This window comes from Bacteroides sp. D20, assembly GCF_003436255.1.
In the GTDB taxonomy this organism is placed as follows: domain Bacteria; phylum Bacteroidota; class Bacteroidia; order Bacteroidales; family Bacteroidaceae; genus Bacteroides; species Bacteroides uniformis.
The window spans coordinates 308,468-330,221 of sequence record NZ_QSOO01000002.1 but is presented as its reverse complement, the minus strand read 5'-3'; the positions used below and the strand labels follow the sequence as shown (position 1 = coordinate 330,221).

19 protein-coding genes are annotated in these 21,754 nt (G+C 46.3%); all 19 read right to left on the bottom strand.

Going from position 1 to position 21,754, the window contains the following annotated elements; genetic code table 11:
- Positions 1–87: 87 nt before the first annotated feature.
- On the bottom strand, positions 88–3,489 hold the full coding sequence (locus DXD78_RS03250; protein WP_009036940.1) for a TonB-dependent receptor: 3,402 nt from the start codon (positions 3,487–3,489) through the stop codon (positions 88–90).
- A 108-nt stretch (positions 3,490–3,597) separates the two neighbouring features.
- On the bottom strand, positions 3,598–5,874 hold the full coding sequence (locus tag DXD78_RS03245) for a HAMP domain-containing sensor histidine kinase (RefSeq protein ID WP_009036939.1): 2,277 nt from the start codon (positions 5,872–5,874) through the stop codon (positions 3,598–3,600).
- Positions 5,875–6,066: 192 nt separating this feature from the next.
- Positions 6,067–7,386: a Na+/H+ antiporter NhaA gene (nhaA, locus tag DXD78_RS03240; RefSeq protein WP_005828276.1), complete on the bottom strand. Its 1,320-nt coding sequence runs from the start codon at positions 7,384–7,386 to the stop codon at positions 6,067–6,069.
- 39 nt (positions 7,387–7,425) lie between these two features.
- The gene (lepA, locus tag DXD78_RS03235; protein ID WP_005828274.1) at positions 7,426–9,207 is read right to left on the bottom strand and encodes a translation elongation factor 4; all 1,782 of its coding nucleotides are present in this window, start codon (positions 9,205–9,207) and stop codon (positions 7,426–7,428) included.
- A gap of 124 nt (positions 9,208–9,331) precedes the next feature.
- The gene (locus tag DXD78_RS03230; RefSeq protein ID WP_005828272.1) at positions 9,332–9,532 is read right to left on the bottom strand and encodes a winged helix-turn-helix domain-containing protein; all 201 of its coding nucleotides are present in this window, start codon (positions 9,530–9,532) and stop codon (positions 9,332–9,334) included.
- A 150-nt stretch (positions 9,533–9,682) separates the two neighbouring features.
- Positions 9,683–10,153: a C-GCAxxG-C-C family protein gene (locus DXD78_RS03225; RefSeq protein WP_022401337.1), complete on the bottom strand. Its 471-nt coding sequence runs from the start codon at positions 10,151–10,153 to the stop codon at positions 9,683–9,685.
- Complete coding sequence (locus DXD78_RS03220; protein WP_005828268.1) at positions 10,150–10,914, bottom strand: exodeoxyribonuclease III; 765 nt, start codon at positions 10,912–10,914, stop codon at positions 10,150–10,152. The genes DXD78_RS03225 and DXD78_RS03220 overlap by 4 nt, the downstream gene beginning before the upstream one ends.
- A gap of 29 nt (positions 10,915–10,943) precedes the next feature.
- Complete coding sequence (locus tag DXD78_RS03215; protein ID WP_008663224.1) at positions 10,944–12,209, bottom strand: Nramp family divalent metal transporter; 1,266 nt, start codon at positions 12,207–12,209, stop codon at positions 10,944–10,946.
- 126 nt (positions 12,210–12,335) lie between these two features.
- A complete protein-coding gene (locus DXD78_RS03210; RefSeq protein ID WP_005828266.1) occupies positions 12,336–12,581 on the bottom strand; it encodes a TIGR03905 family TSCPD domain-containing protein in 246 nt (81 codons plus the stop codon).
- Positions 12,581–13,318, bottom strand: a complete 738-nt coding sequence (locus DXD78_RS03205; RefSeq protein ID WP_005828265.1) for a YebC/PmpR family DNA-binding transcriptional regulator — start codon at positions 13,316–13,318, stop codon at positions 12,581–12,583. The genes DXD78_RS03210 and DXD78_RS03205 overlap by 1 nt, the downstream gene beginning before the upstream one ends.
- A 45-nt stretch (positions 13,319–13,363) precedes the next feature.
- A complete protein-coding gene (gene pheT, locus DXD78_RS03200; RefSeq protein ID WP_117652505.1) occupies positions 13,364–15,826 on the bottom strand; it encodes a phenylalanine--tRNA ligase subunit beta in 2,463 nt (820 codons plus the stop codon).
- A 153-nt stretch (positions 15,827–15,979) separates the two neighbouring features.
- Positions 15,980–16,075 carry a smalltalk protein gene (locus tag DXD78_RS21000; RefSeq protein ID WP_005828262.1) on the bottom strand — a complete coding sequence of 32 codons (96 nt, stop codon included), beginning with the start codon at positions 16,073–16,075 and terminating at the stop codon, positions 15,980–15,982.
- Positions 16,076–16,107: 32 nt separating this feature from the next.
- Positions 16,108–16,608 (bottom strand): HU family DNA-binding protein, encoded by a 501-nt coding sequence (locus DXD78_RS03195; RefSeq protein WP_005828259.1) that lies wholly within the window; start codon positions 16,606–16,608, stop codon positions 16,108–16,110.
- A gap of 473 nt (positions 16,609–17,081) precedes the next feature.
- Positions 17,082–18,332 (bottom strand): DegT/DnrJ/EryC1/StrS aminotransferase family protein, encoded by a 1,251-nt coding sequence (locus tag DXD78_RS03185; protein ID WP_117652504.1) that lies wholly within the window; start codon positions 18,330–18,332, stop codon positions 17,082–17,084.
- Positions 18,333–18,438: 106 nt separating this feature from the next.
- Complete coding sequence (locus DXD78_RS03180; RefSeq protein WP_233534005.1) at positions 18,439–19,062, bottom strand: MBL fold metallo-hydrolase; 624 nt, start codon at positions 19,060–19,062, stop codon at positions 18,439–18,441.
- Positions 19,028–19,639, bottom strand: coding sequence for a sugar transferase (locus DXD78_RS03175; RefSeq protein ID WP_117652502.1), 612 nt, complete (start codon positions 19,637–19,639; stop codon positions 19,028–19,030). The genes DXD78_RS03180 and DXD78_RS03175 overlap by 35 nt, the downstream gene beginning before the upstream one ends.
- A gap of 12 nt (positions 19,640–19,651) precedes the next feature.
- Positions 19,652–19,861, bottom strand: coding sequence for a DapH/DapD/GlmU-related protein (locus DXD78_RS21245; RefSeq protein WP_227741087.1), 210 nt, complete (start codon positions 19,859–19,861; stop codon positions 19,652–19,654).
- A 217-nt stretch (positions 19,862–20,078) separates the two neighbouring features.
- Positions 20,079–20,324 (bottom strand): acyl carrier protein, encoded by a 246-nt coding sequence (locus DXD78_RS03165; protein ID WP_117652501.1) that lies wholly within the window; start codon positions 20,322–20,324, stop codon positions 20,079–20,081.
- A 14-nt stretch (positions 20,325–20,338) separates the two neighbouring features.
- Positions 20,339–21,739: an AMP-binding protein gene (locus DXD78_RS03160; RefSeq protein ID WP_117652500.1), complete on the bottom strand. Its 1,401-nt coding sequence runs from the start codon at positions 21,737–21,739 to the stop codon at positions 20,339–20,341.
- Positions 21,740–21,754 lie beyond the last annotated feature (15 nt).

The following is a 21,754-nucleotide window of genomic DNA, read 5'->3' as shown; positions in this document are numbered from 1 at the left end:
CAAAAACAATAAGGGCTGTCCCGGAAATCCCGGAACAGCCCTTGCCTTATCATATTCTGCCATTCAACGGAGGTTATCTGCACCCGATTAGTTGAACACGTAACGGATACCGACTTGCAACTTCCAGCATTCGCTGTAGTTCTGATAGGTGTCGTAAGTCTTGGTAGGATATTCACCGTTCACCTTATACATGGAGAATACCGGAGTCAGGTCAGTGGCGCTCTTCACCCCTTCATACTTCAGGATTCGGTTGCTGTTGGAAACGGTATTGGTCTTGGAGATACCCCATTTGGAGTTGATGAGGTTACCCACGTTCATGATGTCAAAACTCAACTGGAAGCAATGCTTGGTCTTGCCAATCTTGAATTCGAAATCCTCCAGCAGACGGAAGTCAAAGCGGTGCACCCACGGAGCGCGGGCAGCATAAGCCTCGGCATACTGTCCTTTGTGATTCTTCAAGTACGAATCCTGCTCTACGAATTTCCAGAAGGCAACGCGGTCTTCCTCTGTCTTGAAGTTGATTTCACTATCGTCCTTCGGAATGTACATCAAGTCGTTGTTGATACCATCGCCGTTCATGTCGTTGGTGTAGCAGAAGCTGTAACCGCCGGAAGAATAGCCGGAATAGAACAGATTCAGGTGTGTGCCGCGAAGCAGGCCTTTGTGTCTGAAGGGGATGTAGTAGCCCACAGAAGCAATCACCTTATCGGGAACCACATACTGTGACCGTTGTGCATCCACATAATTGGAACCATCAATCGTGTTCAATCCCTGCCAAGTGGAGATAGGGTCGCTGCCCGGAAGACCGGAAACTTCTTTGGACTCCGTGTGCGTATAGGCCAGCATCAGCATCAAGTCATCCACCGGCTGGGCATTCACCGTGATGTTTGCCGTATAGCCGTAGCCTTTGGATGTATTGTCGAGTACCACGGCATTCTTGCCATTGTAATGCACGAAGTCGCCTGCATATTTCACATTCTTGTCGGGGTTGTCATAAAGAGAATAAGAGTACACCATGCGGTTATCCGCACCATTGAAACGTTGCATACCCGTATGCAACAGTTCCGTAGTTGTCACGTCTTTTCCATCAGCGCCCTTGACGGTGGTCAGCTTATTGTACTTCCATTCGTCGGGGTTCTTGATATTGATGTTGTTGATGGTAACGGCATTCACATTCTTCGTGAACATGAACTCTCCCGTCACGGTCAAGGGGAAAGATACGGGTACCTGATAGTCCACCGCGATAGACGACTTCCACACCTGCGGCATCTTGAAGTCCTGAGCCACACCGGAAATCTTGCTTCCCGCCACGTGTTTCTCAATCGTGGTGGGGAGGTTGAACTTGTCGATTATCTGGTTCATGTCCGTAATCATGCCGCCTGCCAACTGGTCCAGACGGGAATCATGGCCCACCACCTTTCCATTGTCATATTGGGTCTTAAAGGTAACGGAGTTCTGTACCATAGAAGCATTGGTCGGCATATTGGTGAAGAAAACCAACGGCAGACGTCCGGTAAACACACCCGTACCTCCACGTACTTTCAGCGACTTGTCCTTGAACACGTCCCAAACGAAACCTATACGGGGAGAAATCTGCCATCTGGAATCCGGCCACTTGCCAGTGTCGATGTGCTGCCCGTCGAAGTCAAGCTCATAGATGGCATCGTTTCTCTGGAGGTCGTCGTTGTCGAACATCAAGTTGTCGAAACGGATACCGTAGGTCAGTTTCAGACTGTTGCCGAGGTTCCATTCATCCTGGGCATAGAAACCAAGCTGGTTGAAGGTAACCTGAGCATTGGGGTTGGCCACACCGTTGAAGCCATAAGTCAAAGCGAATGATTCGGGAGCTGCGCCACTCAGGAAATCTTCCAGACTGTTATAGCGGTAATATCCCGTACCGTTACGCATATAGGCGTTGTTGGCAAACTGGTGCTCATAGCTAAGACCTGCTGTCAGCTTGTGGTTACCGGTGAAGAAGGTGAAGTTATCGGTAATGTTCGTAATCTTGTTCTTCACACCGTTGTTGTAGGTGAACAACTCGTAACCGGCGCTCATGTACGGTTCCAGAATCTGGTTTCCATTCTCGTCCTTGCCTGCCATGATGTCGATGAAGGGGAAAGGAGAAGAATTGGTGCCGCGCATGTCCTCTATATTGGTGTAGGTGAACAGCAACTGATTGGAAATCTTATCGGTGAAGCGGCTGTTCAAATCTGTCGCCCAAGACTGCACCTTGTTGTCCATGGAATACATGCTGTTGGCAAACGCCATAGACTGCGTACCTACGCGATAAGTATTGTTCAAGCGATATCCCGTATCGGAAGAGTTACCGTTCGGGGCATTCCAAGCCGTATTCTTCGTATTGTTGTAGCGGAGGCTCAAGCGATGGCGGTCCGTGATGTTCCAGTCGATGCGGGCCAGAATCTTGGTGTTCTCCTCGTCAGCAGGAAAACTTGTGTAAGAGCCTGCGTCGTAGCCGTACTTGTCCTTCAGATGGTTGTACACCTTCTCCATATCCGACTTCAGCGTACGGGACACCATACCTTTTGCCTCTTCACCGTCCTCACGCGCGCGATACTTTATAACCTCTCCCGGAGTCTTCTCCTTTTCGTAGTTTACGAAGAAGAACAGTTTGTTCTTGATGATAGGACCGCCCAGCGTGAAGCCGTAGGTAGTCTTGGACTCGTCGGAACGTGCTCCCAGGTCCTCGCCGTTGATGCGGTTACCGCGCATGTCCTGGTTGCGGTAATAGGTATAGGCAGTACCTCTGAACGTGTTCGTACCACTCTTGGTAATGGCGTTGATGCCGCCGCCTATGAAGTTCGTCTGGCGCACGTCGAAGGGAGCCACCACTACCTGCACCTCTTCGATGGCATCCATGGAGATGGGGTTGCCGCCGCCGGGAAGGTTGGAGCTAAGTCCGAAGTTATTGTTGAAGTTGGCACCGTCGATAGTGAAGTTCGTGGAACGTCCGTCACCGCCGGCAAAACTCATGCCGTTAGCATAGGGAGAAAGGCGGGCAATGTCACTGATGCTGCGGTTCACGGTGGGAAGCTGCGTCATCTGTGCAGACGAGATATTGGTAGTGGCACCCGTCTTTTCAGCGGTGAACTTGGTCTTGGCAGCCGTCACAATCACTTCGTTCAGCAACTCGGAAGATTCACTCATCTCTACGTTCAGGTTGTATACCTCACCCAGCTGAAGGGTGATGTCCTTATAAATAACCGTCTGATAGCCGATGTAGGAAATCTCCACCCGGTAGGGACCACCGGTGCGCATACCCTGGATGGAATAGCGTCCGTCAACGTTGGTCACGGTTCCGTAGCGCGAACCGGAAGGCTGGTGAACAGCCTGGACAGTGGCGCCGATAATGGGCTCATTACTTGCATCCGTCACCTTACCTGCCATAGAGGCAGTGGTGACCTGCGCATCTACACCCACGGTGGCCAGTAACAGCAGCACCGTCAGTATAATTCTTACTCTCTTTAACATAATGTCTTTTAAATTAGTTTCTTAAAACGTTATATTTCTTAAAACATTGGCAAAGATACGCAAAATTATATATAAAGGCATTACAACGCGATTACATTTTTTAAGGATTTATTCAATACAAGGCAGTACCACTGTGAAACGGCTTCCACGGCCTTCCTCGGACTGGAGTTCGATGCGTCCTCCCATCTTTTCGACAATGAGCACACAGATGGACAAGCCCAGCCCGACGCCTTGGGAAAACTCGCTGCGCTTGTAGAAACGCTCGAAAATCATCTTCTGCTCGCTGTGCGGAATGCCTATGCCGGTGTCTTCCACATAAAGATGTACCTCGCTCATGCCGGACGGACAACAATACCCCAGCTGGATGCTGCCTTCTTTCGTAAACTTGTTGGCATTGTTCAGGAAGTTGGTGAGTACCTGTGTCAGTCGCATGGGATCTACATTCACCTGCACATCTTCGGGAGGGAAATCCTTGAGGAACTGCAACGGCGGCTGGATAAGCAGGCTATGCGTCTGATAGACGTCATCGAGCAGCTGGCGCACACTCTCCCGCTGAAAGATGAACGAGAGGTTACCCGACTCGATGCGCGACAGTTCCAGCACATCGCCCACCAGTTTCAGCAGCAGTTTGGTATTGGTGTTGATAATGTCCACAAACTCCTGCCGCTCTTCGTCGGAGAACTCCGGCTCGTTAGCCAGCATGTCCGAGAAGCCGACAATGGCATTGAGCGGAGTGCGTATTTCGTGACTCATGTTATTGAGGAACGACTGTTTCAGTTCGGCTTGCTCCGCAAGCTCGCGGGATTCTATCAGCTCCTGCTCGTGGTCTTTCAGTTCCTGGATATTCTGCAGCAGTCCGGCTATGATGGGTGCGTGTCCGGGGGTGTGGATGGTATTGTAGCTGAACTCCCACCACTGGAACTCGCCGGTGAAGTTACAGCGATACTGCCCCTTGTGGTGCGTGCGTTCATGCCTTGCCGCTATGTTCTTGCGGAAGGCGGGTAAGTCGTCGGGATGGATGTAGGGAGTGATTTCATCGAGCAGAAGACGGCCGGGGCAATGATGAATAAGCTCGCAAAACTGCGAGTCGCAGGACACGGAATCTCCCTCCAGTCGCCAGGCGTAGGTAGAATTTCCTTCGATGGCCAGGCAGAGGGTCTCATGCTCGTAGAGGAGGTTTCGCAATGCCTCACGCTTGCGCCTGCGTTCGCGCAGCAGGCTGAAGGAGAGCAAGACTATCACCGTCAGCACGAAGACTGCGCCCAAGATGGAACCGATAAGTATAGGATAGCGGTAGCGCTCCGAAAAAGGGATATACATCACAGTGTACTCTGCCGGAATGCTCTCGAGCGGGATGCCATACTTCTGCAGCACATGCCAGTTCAGCACGTACTGCTTGGCGCATTCCGTCACCTGCTGCCGGGGCATCCGCCCTTCGAGGCGTTCCTTGATACCGGTCGCCATGTATCTTATCTGGCTTTCCAGTGGAGTGAAATATCCTCCCAGCAAGTAGTCGGCAAAGCCGAAGCCCTCGTTGATGGTCTGAAACGTGGGATTGTCGAAGAGCATGCCCACACGCTTGGTGGTATAGTCTCGCTTGGTGTAGAGCAGCAACGTATTGTCGCCGCGTCCCAGCCACATCAGATGGCGTATCGCTATGGAGTCGCTCGTCATGCGCACAATCTTCGTGGTGTCCAGCAACACGTCTATGTTCTGCCGTTTCAGTATAGGGCTGATAGTCTCCCTCTCGCGCACACGGTGATAGGAGGAACCGGCAAAGTAAGCACCCTCGGTAGAGGTCACGATGGCGAACCCCTGCCCACGACACTGCTCATTCAACGCATGCCATATCTTGCGGTCCAGAAACACTTGTCCGTTCATCAGGCAGATGCGCGACTTTCCCATGATACTCTCTATCATGCGTATGGTACGCAAGTAATCGGGCGTGTCGGCATAGCCCGTGATGTTGGGGTATTGCAGGAGCAGAGATATGTTGGGATAGTTCACACCGCTGAACACAACGGGTATTTCATGCGCCAACGGGTGTCTGCATGCCATCAGCGCATAGGCAGCCTGGTCGTCGAGCACGGCTATCAACTCGGCTCCCCAGGCAGAGAGGTCGTCCACGAAACCGGCCATACGGAGGTTTTCTGCCTCCTCCATGTAGCGGTCGCAGTCCAGATAGTATTCGCGTACATCGCAGTCCAAGCCGAGAAGGCTGAACTCTTTTTGCAACAGTTCCAGAGCCTTCGCAGCAGGCGGATAGCCCGGCTCGAAAGAGTGTATCAGCGCAATACGCCGTGTCTCCGCATGGGCAGGGTGTGCACACACGAGGCAGAGAGAAAGAATCAATATGTATCCGGCAACTGCCTTTATGTGCTTCATATCCGGAAGGTCCTTTTCGACTTGTATCAGCAAAGATACGAATGTTTTTTAAGAATAATGGACTATTTCTTCTGTTTCTGTAACAAAGAATACGTTTTCTTAAATCATTGACACATCCCAACTTATCTTTCAGAGGATTTACCGAATATCCCTAAAGAACCGATTCTTCGTCCAGTATTCCAAAGTGGAGATCTATTTGTTCTTAACCTTCGGCAACACCGCATTCAGTACCATATATCCCAACATACCGGCAACAATCGTTCCCAGCAATACACCAAACTTCGCCTGGTTCAGCAGATCCGGATATTCTCCTGCAAAAGAAAGGTTGGCTATAAATAAAGATACCGTAAAACCGATCCCCCCCAACAAGGATACTCCGGCAACACTTCTCCAATTCATTCCCGGAGGCATTGAGGACAAACCACTCTTGACCGCCAGCCAGGTAAACAGAAAAATACCGATAAACTTGCCAAGAAGCAATCCTGCAGCCACCGCTATACTAACAGCTCCAACAACGCCACCGCCTCCACTGAACACCACACCGGCATTGGCAAAGGCAAAGAGCGGCAGTATCACAAAGTTTACCGCACCATGCAAATTGTCTTCCAAGGATTGCAAAGGACTAATTACATGATCAGAAGCGCGCTCCACTTGTTTTAGAGTGGCAATCTGCTCATTGGTCAATATAATATTATCTGATTTGGTAACCGGAAAATCACCGATAATGTCGCGGATGCGTTTAATGTATTTCCCGGCATCCAAACGGGGACGGGCCGGTATTACAAAGGCCAGTATCACTCCGGAAATAGTGCTGTGAATGCCCGACTGAAGGAACAAATACCAAATAATTACCCCGATAAGCAGGAAGAATATCTTCTGTGTCATACCGAATTTCCCCATATAGTAAAGGAAGAAATAAAGGACAGCAGCTACAATAAGATATCCGTATGCCACTTCGGAACTATAGAAAATGGCAATAACCAGAATGCCGCCAATATCATCGACCACTGCAAATGCCGTCAGGAAAATTTTCAGACTCAAAGGCACCCGTTTACCCAGCAGACTGAGTACACCCAATGAAAAAGCAATATCCGTAGCCATCGGTATAGCCATACCGCGCGTTTCCGGAGTACCCTGAACGACCAAAAGTGAATAGACAATGACCGGCACCAACATACCGCCACATGCCGCTACAAAGGGTAAAGAAGCCTTACGAAAGGAAGAAAGTTCACCCACCAGCAGTTCCCGCTTTATCTCCAACCCCACAGCCAGAAAGAAAACAGTCATCAAGCAGTCGTTTATAAACTCAATCATTTTCAACGGATGACCGCCATGGGAGAACAAATTAAAGTCTCCGATGCGCAGATGCAGTTCCTGCAAAAGAAAGCCCTGATACAACGGAGCCATTGGTGAATTAGCAATAACGGCCGCCAAAATAGCCATCAAAAACAGCAAGATGCTCGCCGCTATATTCAGCGACGAGAAGTTTTTCACAGTACGCAAAATAATCATAAAGAAGTATATTTGATTTAAGATTTCATCCTTTCGACATCAATCCAGCTTCAGGACTGCCAGGAAGGCTTTCTGAGGTACTTCCACATTACCAATCTGTTTCATACGCTTCTTACCTCTCTTCTGTTTCTCAAGTAATTTTCGTTTACGGCTCACGTCACCACCATAACATTTGGCCGTTACGTCCTTACGCACAGCTTTAATCGTTTCCCGGGAAATAATCTTGGCACCGATAGCAGCCTGAATGGCGATATCGAACTGCTGTCTCGGAATCAGGTCTTTCAACTTCTCGCACATCCGGCGTCCCAACTCGTAGGCATTGTCAAAGTGTGTCAAGGTAGAAAGAGCATCCACCGGCTCACCGTTCAGCAAAATATCCAGCTTCACCAGTTTGGAAGGACGAAAACCGTTGGGATGATAGTCAAAAGAGGCATATCCCTTAGAGATACTCTTCAATTTATCATAGAAATCGATAACTATTTCGCCAAGAGGCATGTCATAGTATATTTCTACACGGTTACCTGAAATATATTCCTGCTTCACCAGCTCGCCACGCTTGCCCAGACAAAGAGTCATGATAGGGCCGATGTAATCAGTGGTGGTAATCACCGAGGCACGGATATAGGGCTCCTCAATACGGTCTATCATGGTAGGGTCGGGCATGCTGCCGGGGTTATGCACTTCGGTCATATTTCCCTGCTTGTCATAGATATTGTAGGAAACGTTGGGCACGGTGGTGATAACGTTCATGTCAAATTCACGGTCAAGGCGTTCCTGCACAATCTCCATATGGAGCAGCCCAAGGAAACCGCAACGGAAACCAAAGCCCAAAGCTAATGAAGACTCAGGCTGGAAAGTCAGCGAAGCATCATTCAACTGCAACTTCTCCAAAGAAGAACGCAAGTCCTCGAAATCTTCTGCCTCGATGGGGTACACACCGGCAAAAACCATCGGCTTCACCTCCTCAAAACCGGCGATGGCCTCTTCGCAAGGACGGGCAATATGCGTAATCGTATCACCTACTTTCACTTCCTTAGAGGTTTTGATACCCGAGATGATATAGCCCACATCCCCCGTACGCAACTCCGGACGTGGCATCATTTCCATTTTGAGCACTCCGATTTCATCCGCATCATATTCCTTGCCTGTATTGAAGAATTTCACTTTATCCCCTTTACGAATCACACCGTTCACTATCTTGAAATATGCAATGATACCACGGAAAGAATTGAAGACAGAATCGAAAATCAACGCCTGCAACGGAGCTTCCTCGTCACCCTCCGGATGAGGGATACGCTCAATGACCGCAGCCAGAATCTCTTCCACTCCCATGCCTGTTTTGCCGGAAGCACGGATAATCTCATCACGCTTGCAGCCCAACAGTTCAACGATTTCGTCCTCCACTTCCTCGGGCATGGCGCTTGCCATGTCACATTTGTTGATGACGGGGATAATCTCCAAATCATGCTCAATCGCCATATAGAGGTTTGAAATGGTCTGCGCCTGCACTCCTTGCGAAGCATCTACAATAAGCAACGCTCCTTCACAAGCGGCGATGGAACGTGACACCTCGTACGAGAAGTCAACGTGTCCCGGAGTGTCTATCAAGTTCAGAATATACTTTTCGCCTTTATATGTATACTCCATTTGTATGGCATGGCTCTTGATGGTGATACCTCTTTCCTTCTCAAGGTCCATGTCATCCAGCATCTGTCCGTTAGTTACTTGTATAGTATTGGTAAATTCCAGCAGACGGTCTGCCAAAGTTGATTTACCGTGGTCGATATGGGCAATAATGCAAAAATTTCGTATATTCTTCATTGTCAATAACTATCTATTAATTGGGTGCGCAAAGATAATGAAAACAGAGCAAATAAAAAAAATGCGTTGATAACATATTCATGTACCAACGCATCTTTTTATAACATTCCAATCAATTCCTCGCTTAGTTCAGCTTTACAAACAATTCGCCTTCCACTTCAGAAGTAGAAACCTTGTCTTCTCTTAACAACCAGCCCAATCCCAGGAAGAAGTCCTTGTCGATCAGTTTAGTTGCTTTCTTGATTTGCTTGTGAGTCAAGCCATCTGTGCCATTCAGTGCAGTCCAAATCTGTCCTGCAACATTACCAGCTTTTTCTTTTAACATTTCTATTTGCTTTTAGTTAAACGTTATCCTCATCTCCAAAGATAGAGATGTCGGTGTTTTTATATCGCTGCAAAGATAGGTATATTTATGTTATACAACACGTTATTAGGCACTTTTTTTCTTACTAAGGAGTAAAAAAGTTCTTTTTTCTTACTTTGAGGACGTTTTTTCCAGGTATTCGGTCCAAATTTGGGCAGCTACCTCTACCATCCTGGCACACGGGCGTTTAGCATAATACTGCTCGGTACGGGCTTCCGGAACGGACGAACCTTCCGGTTTTCTCAATCCCAACAGTTCAGCACATATCAAAGAGCCATTTCGTTTCTTGAATTCAGCAGCCAGCTCCTGCACCAACGCATAGTTTGCCGCCTTACCTTCACGGTCCTTGCCTTCCACAGCTCCTTTTTCCAATCCGGCCAATAGGAACATGCCGCATGCAGCACCGCATGTCTGCCTCATACGACCTATGCCACCACCAAAAGAGGCGGACATCCGGAAAGCCTGCTCTTCTGTAAAACCATACATATCTGCAAAAGCTCCCACTACCGATTGCGAACAGTTATAGCCACTCTTGAAAAGCTCCACAGCTTTTTCGATTCTGTCTTTTGTTTCCATAATCATTCTGTAATTTCCAACAACATCGGGCAATGGTCCGAGTGGACAACGTCACCCAATATTCTCGCCTCCTTCAACATCGGACGCACCGGCTCACTCACCATGCAATAATCAATACGCCACCCTTTGTTCTTGGCACGTGAGTTAAAGCGATAGCTCCACCACGTGTATTCCTGCTTGTCGGGATGAAGCCAACGGAAGGAATCTATGAATCCCGCATTGAGAAAGCGCGTCATCCACTCCCGCTCTTCAGGCAGGAAGCCACTGTTAGTGGCATTCCTGATAGGGTCGTGAATGTCTATTGCCTCATGGCAGATATTATAATCGCCGCAAAGAATGAGTTTAGGACGCGTACGTTCCAGCTCCAATACATATTCCTGGAATTTCTCCAACCAGACCATCTTAAAGGCCTGGCGTTCATCACCGCTGGTACCGGAAGGATGATAAACACTCACAACGGACACATCGCCGAAGTCGGCACGGATAAAGCGCCCTTCGTTATCGTATTCTTCAATACCCATACCATATTCCACATGGTCCGGTTCTTGCTTGCTCAAAATAGCGACTCCGCTATACCCCTTCTTCTGTGCAGAATACAGGTAATGCTTATACCCCAAAGCATCCAGCGCCTCTGCCGGATACTGTTCCGGTTGCAGCTTTGTTTCCTGCAAACAAAGCACATCCGGCTGCTCTTGTGCCAGCCACTCGGGAAAACCTTTTGTCACGGCAGCCCGTAGCCCATTTACGTTATATGTAATAATCTTCATACTTATTTGATTTCTTAGAAATGAATTATTCAAGATGTCAACTCGGATACCAGCAGCATGATATTCAGCACAGTGACCACCGCAGCAATGGCATAAAGTACAAATGTACTCCATTTGCTGTTTACATACTGCCCCATCACTTTGCGCGAAGAAGTCAGTCCTACTTGCAGGAAAACCGTAAACGGCAGCTGGATGCTCAGTATCATCTGTGAAATCAGCAGTCCTTTGAACGGGTCTCCGATAAAGAAAATCAGCAGCAGTGCAATACCCAATGACAGAATCACACCCACCTGCGAGTGACTGTCTTTGATATGATAGGATTCTCCGAAAATACCGGCAAAGATAGAACCTGCCGCCATACCGCTGGTTATCGTGGAAGATATACCCGCCATCAGTAATGCCAATGCAAAAACCACGGCAGCACTGCTCCCCAGCAACGGCTCCAGCAAGGATTTGGCCTGCTGCAACTCTTCCACCTGAATACCGCTTTTAAAGAAAGTTGCCGCTGCCAGCAGTATCATGGCACTGTTGATGGCCCATCCCACAATCATAGAGAACAGCGTGTCGAACAATTCATATTTCAACACCTTACGGATGGATGCATCATCTTTCTTATTATATTCATGGCTCTGTATCACTTCCGAGTGCAGAAACAGATTATGCGGCATCACCACCGCACCGAGCACACTCATGATAATCAGCATGCTCCCATGCGGGAACGAAGGTGTCACCCACCCTTGTGCGGCCAGCGGCCAATCTATCTTCACCAGAAACAGCTCATAGATAAAGGAGAGCCCGATGACCGAAACAAAAGCAATGATGGAACGTTCTATCTTCTTGTAGGAATTAGTGAAAAGCATGACGACTACAAATACGGTAGTCAAGATAGAGCCCCATATGATGGGAATGTCAAACAGCATCTGCAAAGCGATGGCACCTCCCAATATCTCTGCCAGCGAAGTCGAGATGGAAGCCAATACCGCTGTACCCAATATGGGACGCGACACCCAGGAAGGAGTATATTTGGTAGCGGCTTCGGACAAGCACAAGCCGGTTACAATTCCCAGATGCGCCACATTATGCTGCAATACAATCAGCATGATAGTGGATAAAGTCACGACCCACAGCAATGAATAGCCAAATTCAGACCCTGCCGCAAAATTAGATGCCCAGTTCCCCGGGTCAATAAAGCCCACAGTCACCAGCAGTCCGGGACCTATATATTTAAAAACGTCCAGACCGCCCAGATAGCGTTTGTGGTCTCTCCGTTTCAAGTCTTTAAAAATATTCTTCATTGTATCTGTTCAATTAAGAGCGTAAAAATACTCAAATAATAACAAATACCTCCATGTTAGGTTCAAAAAAAGCCCCTGGCATCTTTCAATGTCAGGGGCTCTCATCCATTCTTTCAGGCAGGAGGCTCAATACCCCATCTCGTGCAATGCCTTGCACAATTGGTCGGGGCAGGAAGTGGAACGTCTTCCGCAGCGAATTCCTTCCAAACGGGCAATCACCGCATCTACCGGCATGCCTTTCACCAAACGTGAAAGTCCTTGCAGGTTTCCATTACATCCACCCCAAAATGCCACCTCTTTCACAATACCATCTTCCACATCCAGTTCGATGTTACTGCTACACGTACCTTGCGTCTTGTATGTATATGTCATTATTCTCCGCCTTCTTCCGGTTTCATGTTAGTATAAACCGTCTGTACATCATCAAACTCTTCGAGACGCTCTATCATTTTGTCGATGGTTTCGCGTTGCTCGGGAGTCACATCCTTCATATCGTTCGGGATATAGGTAAACTCACCGCCGACATCTTCAAAACCGCACTCTTCCAAATGTTTCTGGATAGCTGCATAGCTTTTCGGATCACCATAAATAGTGATAGTACCTTCTTCTTCATCCTCTTCGTAGTCTTCCTCTACGTCATAGTCTATCAAGTCAAGAATGAGTTCCTCCATATCGATACCGTCTTTCTTCTTGAAAGTGAACACACACTTGTGGTCAAACAAGAAAGCCAGTGAACCCATTGTTCCCAAGTTACCGCCGAACTTGTTGAACACGGAACGCACATCGGCTACTGTACGGGTAGTGTTATCGGTCAGTGTATCCACAAAAACAGCTACACCGTGAGGACCGTATCCTTCATAAGTCATACCCTTATAGTCGCTCTGGTCCTTACCCATCGCATTCTTGATAGCACGTTCAATATTATCCTTCGGCATGTTTTCACGCTTACAAGTAGCGATAACCGAACGCAGTGTCGGGTTGTTTTCCGGCTCCGGACCACCGGCCTTCACCGCAATAGCAATTTGTTTACCCAGTCTTGTAAAGGTCTTTGCCATGTGACCCCATCTTTTCAATTTGGCAGCTTTTCTATATTCAAACGCTCTTCCCATTGGAACTGTATTTTAAATTATGAATTATAAATTCTGAATAATGAATCAACGCAGCTTGGCACCCAACTTGTCCTCCAGGTTCTTCACCAGTTTGGACATAATCTTGTCAATCTGCTTATCGTTCAACGTGGCATTCTCATCCTGCAACAGGAAACTCACCGCGTAACTCTTCTTACCTGCTTCCAGATTCTTACCCTCATAAACGTCGAAGAGAGAGACCTCCTTCAGCAGCTTTTTCTCCGTCTCGTAGGCAATCTTCTCAATTTCCGCAAACTGCACTTTCTTGTCAAGCAGTAACGCCAAGTCGCGTTTCACGGCAGGGAACTTGGAAATTTCCGTATAGCTCACCTTCACATTGCGGATAGCCTTCAGCAATTCTTTCCAGTTGAAATCGGCATAGTAAACCTCGTTGTCAATATCGAATGCCTTCAGCAGCTTCTTTGTTACAATACCGAAAGTAGCCAACCGCTTTCCACCCCTTGTCTGTACGGATAAACCGGCAGCATAGATATCATCAGTCAGATTGCCGACAACCAAATCATGCATGTGCAGCCCCAATCTGGCAAAGACATTCTCAACATATGCCTTCAGCTCATATACCGAGCTGTTCTCATCCGGATGAGCCCATGAGTTGGTCACCCTCTTGCCAGTCACCCACAAACCAAGATGATAGTCTTCGGAATAAGCGGCAAGCACTTTCTCCGGATTCTTCTTTTCCTCGTTGAAGTGATAACAATTACCGAATTCAAAGAATTTCAGGTCTGCATTCTTACGGTTGGCGTTGTGCGAGATGCTTTCCAATCCACCGAAAAGCAGTGTCTGACGCATGGCATTCAAGTCTGCACTCAACGGATTCAGCAACATTACCAGATTCTTCGACGGATAAGACTCCAAGTTGTCATAGTAAGCGGCACGCGTCAACGAGTTGTTCAGAATCTCATTGAAACCACAGCCCACCAGCTGCTCGGCAACCAAGTTCTGCAGTTTGTTGGATTTATCATATTCACCCTTGGTAGTCAGACAAGACTTCAAGGTAGTCGGAATCTCCACATTATTATATCCGTAGATACGCAGAATATCCTCTATTACATCGCAATCGCGCTGCACGTCCACACGGTAAGGAGGAACATCCAGTGTAAGCCCTTCGGCTGTCTCGTCTACAATCTTCATTTCCAGACTTGTCACGATGCTCTTGATGGTATCCACCGGAATAACTTTACCAATCAGTGAGTTCACTTTCTCATAGGCAAGTTCCACACGGAAATCCTTGGCAGGAGCGGCGCACACATCTTTTATTTCAGAAGAAATGGTACCTCCGGCAAGATCCTTTACCATCAAAGCTGCCAGCTTCAGGCAGTAAATAGTGGCATTCGGGTCAATACCCCTTTCAAAACGGAAAGAAGCATCTGTGTTCAATCCATGACGACGGGCTGTCTTGCGCACCCATGTGGGATGGAAGTAAGCACTTTCAAGGAATACATCTTTGGTGGTTTCCGTAGAACCGGAATCCAGACCGCCGAATACACCGGCAATACACATCGCCTCTTCCTTGTTGCAAATCATCAGGTCGCGTTCGTTCAATTTACGCTCCACGCCATCAAGAGTTACAAACGGAGTACCTTCCGGCATGGTCTTTACAATCACCTCACCGCCTTTAATCTTATCTGCATCGAAGCAGTGCAGCGGCTGGCCGAAAGCATGGACGATATAGTTGGTAATATCCACCACATTATTGATAGGACGCAGGCCGATAATACGCAACTTGTTCTGCAACCATTCGGGGCTTTCTTTCACTGTAACCCCTTTCACCGTAACGCCGGCATATCGGGGACATGCCTCGCTGTTCTCTACAGTTACTTTAATATCCAAGTCGTGATTTTCTACCGCAAAAGCATCTACCGAAGGTTTCTTTAAAGTAGCCGGCTTACCGTTCTGTATCAAGTAGGCATACAAGTCGCGTGCCACCCCATAATGTGAGCAAGCATCGGCACGGTTGGGGGTGATGTCCACTTCCAGCACGTAATCGCTCTTGATGTTATAGTAGTCCTTGGCAAGCGTACCCGGAACAGCAGTCTCCGGCAGTACGATGATACCCGCGTGGTCCGTACCGATACCTATTTCATCTTCAGCACAAATCATGCCGACAGATTCCACGCCACGCAGCTTTGACTTCTTGATGGTAAAGCATTCGTCACCGTCATACAGTTTTGTACCCAACGTGGCTACTACCACTTTCTGTCCGGCAGCTACATTCGGAGCGCCGCATACAATCTGCACGGGTTCACCTTGTCCCAGGTTCACCGTAGTGACGTGCATATGGTCCGAGTTGGGATGAGCTTCGCATGTCAGCACTTCGCCGATGACCAGTCCTTCCAGTCCGCCTTTAATGGTTTGCACCTCTTCCACACTTCCCGTTTCCAGTCCGATGGAGGTCAGTGCCGCAGCAACTTCATCCGGTGTCAAATCGAAATCGACATACTCTTTCAACCAATTATAAGAGATATTCATATCATTATATTTTTATTGTTTCCAAAAGTGACCTGCAAAGGTAATAAGATTTTTTGGTTGGCAGGGAATTATAAATGAAGAAAATAACAAAAAGGCGATGAAGTGCTTTTCCTTCACCGCCTTTCTCCTAATATTACTACATGAATCTACAATTTATACATTCATTGCATTGGCACCTAAAGCTCCCAATATGGCAGAAGCAACAGCTATCACTACCTTCAAAATTTTGTCCCAAACGTTCTTTTTCATAGTTTTAATCTTTCTAAATCAGTAAATACATCTTATCCTAACGGGTTCTCTCCCTGGTCACCGTCGGAACCGCCACCGGAATTACCACCATCACCGGCATCATCCTTACCGTCAGTCACCACTCCCGTCCATTTCTCAAACTCCACACCCTGGAGCAGGGCACGCGTAGTGCCGATGGCAGCCGGGCGCGTGTATTCCGGAGTAAACTGGCAGCGCAAAGCAGTCACCTGATTGGGATTCACGTCTTCAGATTTGACCACTCCCTTACCTCGCGTACGGGCCTTCATGGTGAATGTGCCCAAGCCATCCAGACGCACCGTACGGCTGTTCAGCAACTGGCTCCTCATTACCGTCATCAGGTTACGGATTACATTATGTACGTCACCCGGAGTCAGGGAAGACTTCTCGGCAATCACCTCAGCCAGCTGTTGTGCATCCACGGCTCTTCCCACTTTCTTCAAACTCAGATGCCAAAGTTTGGCACCCTCTTTCGTCGCCAGAGACGACTGTCTTGCATAATAAAATAAAGGCATACTTTCTTTCTCCTTTTTACATTTTTAATTCAACATGGTTTTTAATCTCGTTTTGTTGATCAACAATGCAAAGGTGAGGATATATTTGCCTGTAAACAAAGAAAACAGCCTCGCTGAAGCTGTTTTCTGAGATAAGTTTATAAAGTATTGATTTACAATCTAACAGATTAGGCAAGCCAACTTAATCAAGATATCCTACGATGATGATTGCCTGTACTGCCATATAGGTCGAAGATACTATGACATGGGGAATCTTCAGTTCATTCGCCATAATCTGATAAGATGTTTGCGATGCGGTAGTCCAATATTCTCATGAAGCATCAGGCGGTGAATATTTGGCACGCTTGCAGAAATTGAAGAAGCAGAAGACTAGAACGGAACAGACAACGTATAGATGAAATCCGCATTGACAAACGTATTGGCAACCGACAGCGTTGTCAAGGTCGTAGTTAAAAAAGCTGTATTTTCATCTATTATTTTACTATGGCCTCTTTTATACACTCCACAATATAATATACATCTTCATCAGTCACCCACGGCCCGGCAGGAAGGCACATACCGATTTTAAAAATAGCTTCGGATACCCCATTGATATAAGCCGGAGCATCCTTATAGACCGGCTGCTTGTGCATCGGTTTCCATACCGGGCGTGCCTCTATTTTTTTGCCAAGCATAAAAGCACGCAAAGCCTCCACATTCTCGTTGGGCTGGCAATCTGTTGTAGCACATTCTACGGCATGAATCACACCAGCAGCACCACCTACGGCAGTCTTGACAACATCCTTATAAGCATTTTCCTGCCCTTTGATGCGAAGTGAAGAATCCAGAGTGATTGTACAAAGCCAGAAATTAGAGTCATAATCAGCCGAAGGAGCTTCATGCAGCAATACCCCCTTCACATCCTTAAGCAGTTCCTTATAGAGAGCCTGCACATGCCGGTGATGTGCAATATGCTTATCGGCAACGGTCATTTGACCACGACCAATACCTGCACATATATTACTCATGCGATAGTTATACCCTATCGCCTCATGCTGGTAATAAGGATAAGCCTCACGAGCCTGCGTGGCATACCACATGATTTGATTCTTGCTTTCGGCATCTTTACAAATCAACGCACCACCGCCACTGGTAGTAATCATCTTGTTACCGTTAAAGCTCAGCACCCCGAACTTGCCGAACGTCCCCAGTACCTGTCCCTTAAAACGGGAGCCAAAACCTTCGGCAGCATCTTCCACCACTGGAATAGCATACCTATCGGCTATCTCCATGATACGTGTACAGTCATAGGGCATGCCGTACAATGCCACAGGAACAATAGCTTTTGGCTTTTTGCCAGTCTTGGCAATGCGGTCCTTGATGGCTTCTTCCAACAGTTCCGGAGACATGTTCCAAGTTTCTTTCTCAGAATCCACAAATACCGGAACAGCCCCCAGATAAGTGACCGGATGCGAAGACGCACAGAATGTGAAGCTTTGTACAATCACTTCGTCACCCTGTCCCACTCCGCAAGCCAACAGAGCCAAATGTACTGCCGCCGTACCGGCCGAAAGTGCCACCACTTCCTTGCCTTCGCCTACAAAACGTTTCAAATCCTCTTCAAAAGCATTCACGTTAGGACCGAGAGGAACCACCCAGTTCGTATCGAAGGCTTCTTTTACATATTTCTGTTCAATACCCTCCTCGCTCATATGGGCAAGGCAGAGATAAATGGTTTTATCCATAAATATATATGTGATTATTTAATGATCAGACTTCGGATTCCTCACATAGTGGGGAATAAAAAGAAAGGAAACGGCTTTATAAATCCTTTCCAGATATCGGAATAATTTACTCATAAATGTTTCCATGACCGGGATACAGACTGCAATCCTTTGTTAATTCCATGATACGTTCTTTCGAGATCCGTGCATCTTCCCTATCGCTATTAGGGAATGAGGCAATGACTTTAACACCCGGGATATATGAATCACCCGAGAAAACATTGTTCTCGACTTTATAGGTAAGGCAGCTTTTATCATGTCCGGGAGTTTCAAACACTTCCACGAAAATTCCCGGAAATATTTCCACTTTATCATTCTCATGTAAAACCGTCACATTATCTCCCATCCATATTACAGGATCATTGTGATAACGGGAAAAATTAAGTCTATCCGAACCTAAAGCCTCCTTACCGAAAGAGGAAGTGTAAACTGTGCAATCAGGATACAATCGTAATAAATCTTTTATACCATAAATATGGTCGTAATGAGTATGAGTCAGAAACAAGGCTTGTACCGTTCCGCACTTTTCCTGAACACACTGCTTTATAGGAGCAATATCCCCAATATCTATCAATACATGCCCATCTTTCCCCTCAACAGACAGTATATAAGCATTGGAGGTGAAAACAGAATTGACAATCTGATGGATGTTCATTTCAGTTATGACCGTTGAAAGGCTCAGTGGTAGCATTACCTTCCTTATTGATCCCTTCTCTAACGAACACTTTCTTTATGGTTAGCATAATAATCTTCACGTCCAGCCAGAAAGAAATATGATCCACGTACCACACATCCAGTTCAAACTTACGTTTCCAACTGATATCATTCCGTCCGTTTACCTGTGCCCACCCCGTAATTCCTGGACGTACTTCATGGCGACGGAACTGTTCCTCTGAATATAAAGGAAGATACTTCGGCAATAAAGGACGGGGGCCAACCAATGCCATATCCCCCTTTAATACATTAATTAATTGTGGCAATTCATCTATGGAAAGAGAACGGACTATTTTACCAATCTTTGTCAGGCGTTCAGCATCCGGCAACAAGTTTCCTCCAGAATCCCGCTCATCTGTCATTGTCTTAAACTTTATGGCTTTGAATATCCGGGCATTTTTTCCAGGGCGATCCTGGGTGAAAAAGACACCGGCACCCTTATTGGTGAAATGGAGGAAAATTATCAGAAGAAGTAATATGGGCCAGATAACTGCCAAAACAAAGAAAGCAACAATAAAATCAATCGTACGTTTTAAAAAGCAAGAATATAGCATAACATTCGTTAATCAATTCATTAATATTTTTCCATTTTGAACATTTACATTCTCTTTCAATATCTTTGCAGGATTTCCTGCTGCAATACAATTCGAATGAATATTTTTTGTAACCACGCTACCCCCTCCTATAACCACTTGATTACCAACATATAAGCCTGGCATAATTATTGATCGAACTCCTATCACACAATTTTTACCAATATATGTATCAGCTTTCAAACTTCTACAATGATCATGTGCCAATATCATAGCACCAGAAAGCACCCAAGTATTATCCCCAATATGGATACCTTTAGGGTTAATGACTTATCTAAATGAGCTTTCCATGAAATTCTGCAATTTTTACCTATATCCATTCCGTATCTCCAACGGAGATAACGAGGATATAAATCAACGAGAATCCCCCACAGAATTCTTCTTATTTGCATAGCACAATTCAAAGTTTCAAATCAATACCATACCTATTCAAAATCTCAATTCCTTTCCCATAAGAAGTTAACTCCATAATTTCTTCAGGCTCGAACATTACATCAAAAGAGTCTTCCAAGATAGAAATTATATTCAGTTGATGAACCGAGTCCCATCCTTCTACATTTTCTTTTGAAAAACTGTCATTCAAGACCTCTTCTGTCACACCAAACACTTCTACAAAAGCAGCGTTATATTTCTCAATATTAGTCATTTCTATTACAACTTTTATATATTAAACTTACTATACAATATCTTGCCTGCTTCATTTCTGGGTATTTCATCAATTATTCGTACATCGAAAACAGAAGCTACCAATTTTGTTTTCTCTACCAACAATTCTTTCACTTGTTGAGCATATTGCCCGTTTGTGAGATAAATAACCATTCTTTCATCCGTTCCTACACAAGCACACTCTATAGGAAATTTTCCTTTGATTATCTGTTCACATTCATCCAGTCCAATACGCATCCCAAATAATTTCAAGAAACGTCCTATACGACCTACAATGTAATAACATCCATCCTCATCACGATAAGCCAAATCACCGGTACGCATAAATCCATTGCGTTCATCTCCCAAAAGTAAATCTTCTCGTTTACGGGCATATCCAAGTGTCACATTTTTACCGCGATAACACATCTCACCTTCGGTATTTGCCTCTTCAATAAGATTCCCTTCACTGTCCATTAGCGACAATTCGGCATTAGGAACTGCTAATCCTATACTACCAACTTTCTCAACGGCCCACTCCGCAGGTAAATAAGCCATACGGGCTGTGCCTTCCGACTGTCCATAAGTAGCAATCCACTGCTTGCCATTGTCCCTACAATATTCTGCAAACTTTAAATTTAACTGACGAGGCATTTTACCGCCTCCCTGTGTCAACAATCTCAAATCAGGCAAGTCCATACGAAAGAAACGCATCATATTCAGAATCTCAAAACTATAAGGAACCCCTGTAAAACTAGTAGCCCTTTGTTCCCTTATAAAATTCCAAAAAGCTCGGTCAGTCATGTTCTGATTAGTTATAAGTATCGTAGCACCTACATAGAGATGGCTGAACACAACAGAAAGCCCCATAGTATAATAAAGAGGCAATACCAATAACGGCCGGTCTTCCTTTGTTAATTGGAAGAATGTGGATATATTAAGTGCCGCGGCCTCAATATTTTCATATTTATGCCTCACTAATTTAGGGCTTCCCGTAGAGCCGGAAGTAGGTAATAAGTGGGATAAATCCTCATACATCGGACAAGCTTCTAAGCCTATCCTCAACAACACATACCCATAACGTTCCGTTACCACTTCATAGGAGGTTAAAGAAATAGCCATTACAACAGGTACACATAAATAAGAAGGTCGGTATATTTCAAACAGATTCTTATATAATCCCTCTTCAATATGCGCATTCAAAATCAAAGGAACATTTCCTGAATTAAGACATCCTATACTCCAGGCCACACCACCCACATTGTTCTCTGTCAACAAGAAAAGTAAGGAACGAGAAGGTATAAGAGTGCCTATCTCATTAGAAAAATCCACCAACTCTCCGTAAGTCAGGATGTTTTCCATTGCATCAATAGCAGCAATTGCTTCCTGCGGATGTTTATTCAATTGTAATATCATAACCAAGAATTATTT

Bases quoted from the DNA above. Each gene is read 5' to 3' on its own strand.
- DXD78_RS03250 (WP_009036940.1), bottom strand. From the start codon at position 3,489: ATGTTAAAGAGAGTAAGAATTATACTGACGGTGCTGCTGTTACTGGCC.
- DXD78_RS03245 (WP_009036939.1), bottom strand. From the start codon at position 5,874: ATGAAGCACATAAAGGCAGTTGCCGGATACATATTGATTCTTTCTCTC.
- nhaA (WP_005828276.1), bottom strand. From the start codon at position 7,386: ATGATTATTTTGCGTACTGTGAAAAACTTCTCGTCGCTGAATATAGCG.
- lepA (WP_005828274.1), bottom strand. From the start codon at position 9,207: ATGAAGAATATACGAAATTTTTGCATTATTGCCCATATCGACCACGGT.
- DXD78_RS03230 (WP_005828272.1), bottom strand. From the start codon at position 9,532: ATGTTAAAAGAAAAAGCTGGTAATGTTGCAGGACAGATTTGGACTGCA.
- DXD78_RS03225 (WP_022401337.1), bottom strand. From the start codon at position 10,153: ATGATTATGGAAACAAAAGACAGAATCGAAAAAGCTGTGGAGCTTTTC.
- DXD78_RS03220 (WP_005828268.1), bottom strand. From the start codon at position 10,914: ATGAAGATTATTACATATAACGTAAATGGGCTACGGGCTGCCGTGACA.
- DXD78_RS03215 (WP_008663224.1), bottom strand. From the start codon at position 12,209: ATGAAGAATATTTTTAAAGACTTGAAACGGAGAGACCACAAACGCTAT.
- DXD78_RS03210 (WP_005828266.1), bottom strand. From the start codon at position 12,581: ATGACATATACATACAAGACGCAAGGTACGTGTAGCAGTAACATCGAA.
- DXD78_RS03205 (WP_005828265.1), bottom strand. From the start codon at position 13,318: ATGGGAAGAGCGTTTGAATATAGAAAAGCTGCCAAATTGAAAAGATGG.
- pheT (WP_117652505.1), bottom strand. From the start codon at position 15,826: ATGAATATCTCTTATAATTGGTTGAAAGAGTATGTCGATTTCGATTTG.
- DXD78_RS21000 (WP_005828262.1), bottom strand. From the start codon at position 16,075: ATGAAAAAGAACGTTTGGGACAAAATTTTGAAGGTAGTGATAGCTGTT.
- DXD78_RS03195 (WP_005828259.1), bottom strand. From the start codon at position 16,608: ATGCCTTTATTTTATTATGCAAGACAGTCGTCTCTGGCGACGAAAGAG.
- DXD78_RS03185 (WP_117652504.1), bottom strand. From the start codon at position 18,332: ATGGATAAAACCATTTATCTCTGCCTTGCCCATATGAGCGAGGAGGGT.
- DXD78_RS03180 (WP_233534005.1), bottom strand. From the start codon at position 19,062: ATGCTACCACTGAGCCTTTCAACGGTCATAACTGAAATGAACATCCAT.
- DXD78_RS03175 (WP_117652502.1), bottom strand. From the start codon at position 19,639: ATGCTATATTCTTGCTTTTTAAAACGTACGATTGATTTTATTGTTGCT.
- DXD78_RS03165 (WP_117652501.1), bottom strand. From the start codon at position 20,324: ATGACTAATATTGAGAAATATAACGCTGCTTTTGTAGAAGTGTTTGGT.
- DXD78_RS03160 (WP_117652500.1), bottom strand. From the start codon at position 21,739: ATGATATTACAATTGAATAAACATCCGCAGGAAGCAATTGCTGCTATT.